Origin of the sequence: Mesorhizobium sp. M7A.F.Ca.CA.002.05.1.1 (assembly GCF_003998335.1) — a bacterium.
Lineage (GTDB): Bacteria > Pseudomonadota > Alphaproteobacteria > Rhizobiales > Rhizobiaceae > Mesorhizobium.
In genome coordinates, this window is sequence record NZ_RZQI01000508.1 from 1 (window position 1) to 4,402 (window position 4,402).

The window sequence follows — 4,402 nt, forward strand, 5'->3', positions numbered from 1 at the left end:
GCTTCCTCGACCATGTGCCGGGCTGCTTCGTCTTCCTCGGCAATGGCGAGGGCTCGGCGCCGCTGCACAATTCCAGCTACGATTTCGACGATGACGGGCTGTTGTTCGGCACGAATTTCCATGTCGCGCTGGTCAGGCAACAATTGGGCGGCGAGGCGGGAAGATGAAGGAGATTGCCGGGATGCTGGCCAGGACAAGCTTGTGACGGACCGGCGACCGATAGGGCAGTGCGCCTCGGTACGCTTTTAACAAAGATAATCCCCCGATGACGCAGGGGAAAGACTCAGCTAGCCTTACCTGTGCGGCGGACCTAATTATCCGCTTGGCCGGCGCTTCACTCCTCCCAAGCGGCGCCGGCCTTCTTCTCCAAAAAGTCCGTCCGGGACGCCACAGCGGGTTGCGGCAGCACGCGAACCCCGCAAAACGCCAAGTTCCGCCTCCGGTTGCCTCAAGAATGCATCGGGGAGCGCTGGCGAAACCGCCCTCCATCTTCGACTGCGCGCGTGGACGATTGGCAAGGGAACCAAAGGCGGTTTCCCCGGTTGGTTCTACTCCAAAGGAGTGTTGCACTATGTTCCGTCTGCTCGTCGCCGGCGCCTTCGCCTATGTCACTTATCGTATCGCCAGGAAGATGGTCGAAAACGTGCCCGATACGGTCGACCCGCTGCTGTTGCCGCCGTCGCAATATGATCGCGAGACCTTGCGGCGGCAGTCGGCCGACATGGGTGTCGATCCGCAACGCTAAAGACACGGATGTCGCACTTCGGCCTGTCACGAGGCCAGCCCCGCATCGATATTGCGAACAAAGCAGAAACGATGCTTGATGGGGGATGAACCTCGCCACTGCTGATTCGACCTTTCGGGACCCGACCGTCCAGCCTGCCTATCTCGCCCGGCTCAACGATGCCCAGCGCCAGGCAGTCGAGCACGGCGACGGCCAGATAGCCGGTCCGCTGCTGGTCATTGCCGGCGCCGGTTCGGGCAAGACCAACACGCTAGCTCACCGCGTCGCCCATCTGGTCGTCAAGGGGGCCGACCCGCGCCGCATCCTGCTGATGACGTTCTCGCGCCGCGCCGCGTCCGAAATGGCCAGGCGCGTCGAGCGTATCGCCGGCGAAGTGCTCGGCCGCGATGCAGCTGTCATCACCGATGCGCTGACCTGGGCGGGAACCTTTCACGGCATCGGCGCGCGGCTGCTTCGCGACTATGCGCTGGAGATCGGCCTCGACCCTGCCTTCACCATCCATGATCGCGAGGATTCCGCGGACCTGATGAATCTGGTCCGCCACGAACTCGGCTTCTCGAAGACGGAAGCGCGTTTCCCCACCAAGGGAACCTGCCTTGCCATCTATTCGCGCGCCGTCAACGCACAGGCGCCGCTCAACGAGGTGTTGGGTTCCGCCTTTCCCTGGTGCGCCGGTTGGGCCGAGCAGCTGAAACAATTGTTCGCCGGTTATGTCGAGGCCAAGCAGGCGCAAAACGTGCTCGATTACGACGATTTGCTGCTCTACTGGGCGCAGATGGCGGCGGAGCCCGAGATAGCAGCGCATCTGGGCGGGCGTTTCGACCATGTGCTGGTCGACGAATACCAGGACACAAATCGCCTGCAGGCTTCGATCCTCATGGCACTGAAACCCGACGGCGCCGGGCTGACGGTGGTGGGCGACGATGCGCAGTCGATCTATTCGTTCCGCGCCGCCGAGGTGCGCAACATCCTCGACTTCCCCAACCAGTTCGCGCAAGCCGCCGACGTCGTGATGCTGGAGCGCAATTACCGCTCGACCGAAACCATCCTGGCGGCCGCCAATGCGGTGATCGGCGAAGCCTCGGAGCGCTTCACCAAGAACCTGTGGTCGGAGCGCAAGTCGACCGACAGGCCAAAACTGGTGACCGTGCGCGACGAGGTCGAGCAGGCCAATTTCGTCTGCGATACCATCCTGGCCGAGCGCGAGGCCGGCACGGCACTGAAATCGCAGGCGGTGCTGTTTCGCGCCTCGCACCACAGCGGCCCGCTGGAGATCGAGCTGACGCGGCGCAACATTCCCTTCGTCAAGTTCGGCGGCTTGAAATTTCTCGATGCCGCTCACGTCAAGGATGTGCTGGCGGTGCTGCGCTTTGCCGAAAACCCGCGCGACCGGGTCGCCGGCTTCCGCGTGCTGCAGCTGATGCCGGGCATCGGCCCTTCGGCTGCCGCGCAGATCGTCGAGACCATGACGACGGCGCTGGACGAGGCGATGGGGCTGGCCGGCTGGCGTCCGCCGCAACGCGCCGCCGATGACTGGCCGGGCTTCGTCTCGCTCTATTCCGGCCTGCGCGCCGGCGCCAAATGGCCTGCTGATCTCGAACAGATCAGGCTGTGGTACGAGCCGCATCTGGAGCGCATCCACGAGGATGCAACGACGCGCCGCGCCGATCTCTTGCAACTCGAGCAGATCGGCTCGGGCTACGCCTCGCGCGAACGCTTCCTGACAGAACTGACGCTCGATCCGCCGGACGCCACCAGCGACCAGGCCGGGCCGCCGCATCGCGACGAGGACTATCTGATCCTGTCGACCATCCATTCGGCCAAGGGCCAGGAATGGAAGAACGTCTTCGTGCTCAACACGGTCGACGGCTGTATCCCGGCCGATCTCGGCGTCGGCACCAAGGAGGACATCGAGGAGGAGCGCCGGCTGCTTTACGTGGCGATGACGCGAGCCAAGGACAATCTCAACCTGGTCATGCCGCAACGCTTCTTTCCGCACGGCCAGGCGGCGCGCGGCGACCGCCATCTCTATGCCTCGCGCACCCGCTTCATCCCGGCTTCGATCCTGGCTGCGTTCCAGCAGGTGTCCTGGCCGAGCGCACAGGCGGCACAGGGCAGGGCGGCTCGGCCGGAGGTGCGCGTCGACATCGGCGCGCGCATGCGCGGCATGTGGAAATAGCTGCGGGATAGCGCCCCATGTTGAAACCACCGGTCAGGGTCGCCATAGCGGGTGCGCTGGGCCGCATGGGCCGCGGGATGGCGTCCGCCATGCAGGGCGACGCGCGGCTGGCGCTCGCCGCCCGCTTCCACCGGCCGGGCAGTATCGGCGAAGGGCTGGTGAGCCGCGACGAGGCGCTTGCCGTGGCCGACCTGGTCATCGACTTCACCACGCCGGCTGCCTCGGCTGATCTGGCCAGCATTTGCGCCGAGCGCGGCGGGCCGTCCCTGGTCATCGGGTCGACGGGCTTCGATGCTGCTGAATTGGCTGCTATCGCCGACGCCGCGAAAACGATTGCCATCGTGCGCTCCGGCAGCTTTTCGCTCGGGCTCAACATGCTGGTCGGGCTGGTCGAGCAGGCGGCGCGGGCACTCGATCCCGATGACTGGGACGTGGAGATTGTCGAGGCACACCATCGCCACAAGGTCGATGCGCCATCGGGGACGGCGTTGATGCTGGGGCATGCCGTAGCCGGCGGACGCGGCATCGACCTGGACACGGTCGCAAGGCTTGCACGCGACGGCGTCATCGGCGCGCGGCCGACCGGCGAGATTGGCTTTGCGGTGCTGCGTGGCGGCAGCATCATCGGCGAACACAGCGTCAGCTTCTGCGCCGAGGGCGAGACCTTGACCTTGTCGCATGCAGCCGGCGACCGCGTCATGTTCGCACGCGGCGCCATCGCCGCCGCGCTCTGGCTCGAGGGACGCCCGCCAGGCGAATATGACATGCGCGACGTGCTGGGCATGACCGGCCTATAGCGGCCGGTTTGTCGTCCCGGTTGGACGTACGCACCCATATCTCGTCCACCTCCGCACCGAAAAAAGAACGCTGGAGGGGTCAGGTCTCTTCAAACCGAACCGTTCGGTTCGATTTCTGTTGACGGACTGTATAGCAGATGGTGAACGCTGGCCTGGTTGTCGGCCTCGGATAGTGGGAGAAGAATCTCACTAAAGATTTGATTTCGAACAATAAAATTATGACCGCCGGGGGCCTGTGCCAAATTTCAAGGCCCGGATTCAAGCTGCGGAGGAACATCTTCGTGATTGGAATCCGCGGCAGGGCAAACCCATCTCGGGGTGGTCCGAGCGACGCGAAATTCCTCCCAAGGGCACGCCACCAGACGGACAGAACAAAGAAATACTGGAGTAACTAAAATGACCAAGATCGCTCTTACCGCCGCCGCCATCCTCGTTGCCACGGGGACTGCTTTTGCCGGCAGCGACAACTATGGCTCGGCCAACGCCAATCAGCCTGCCGTCACTGTCGACCATTCGGTCACCGCTTCGACCTCGAAGTCGACACAGACCGTTCAGGCCCGAGCGTCGCAGGGCGCTGACCGCAATCTCTTCGGCCGCTAATCGCGACTGCCGATATCAACCCAATCTTGAATTCAGGAGTAAATAAAGTGACCAAGATCGCTCTTACCGCCGCCGCCATCC

The 4,402-nt window shown here is 63.9% G+C and carries 4 protein-coding genes and 1 pseudogene; all 5 read left to right on the plus strand.

Going from position 1 to position 4,402, the window contains the following annotated elements; genetic code table 11:
- Positions 1-167 (plus strand): annotated as a pseudogene (locus EN939_RS39220) (amidohydrolase); the annotation flags it as partial.
- 404 nt (positions 168-571) lie between these two features.
- Positions 572-745 carry a hypothetical protein gene (locus EN939_RS22695; protein WP_127269821.1) on the plus strand — a complete coding sequence of 58 codons (174 nt, stop codon included), beginning with the start codon at positions 572-574 and terminating at the stop codon, positions 743-745.
- 85 nt (positions 746-830) lie between these two features.
- Entirely contained in the window at positions 831-2,924 is a 2,094-nt protein-coding gene (locus EN939_RS22700; protein WP_127269823.1) for an ATP-dependent helicase, read from the plus strand.
- Between the two features lie 17 nt (positions 2,925-2,941).
- On the plus strand, positions 2,942-3,721 hold the full coding sequence (gene dapB / locus EN939_RS22705; protein ID WP_127269825.1) for a 4-hydroxy-tetrahydrodipicolinate reductase: 780 nt from the start codon (positions 2,942-2,944) through the stop codon (positions 3,719-3,721).
- Between the two features lie 396 nt (positions 3,722-4,117).
- Positions 4,118-4,321 carry a DUF680 domain-containing protein gene (locus tag EN939_RS22710; protein WP_127269827.1) on the plus strand — a complete coding sequence of 68 codons (204 nt, stop codon included), beginning with the start codon at positions 4,118-4,120 and terminating at the stop codon, positions 4,319-4,321.
- Positions 4,322-4,402: the final 81 nt, after the last annotated feature.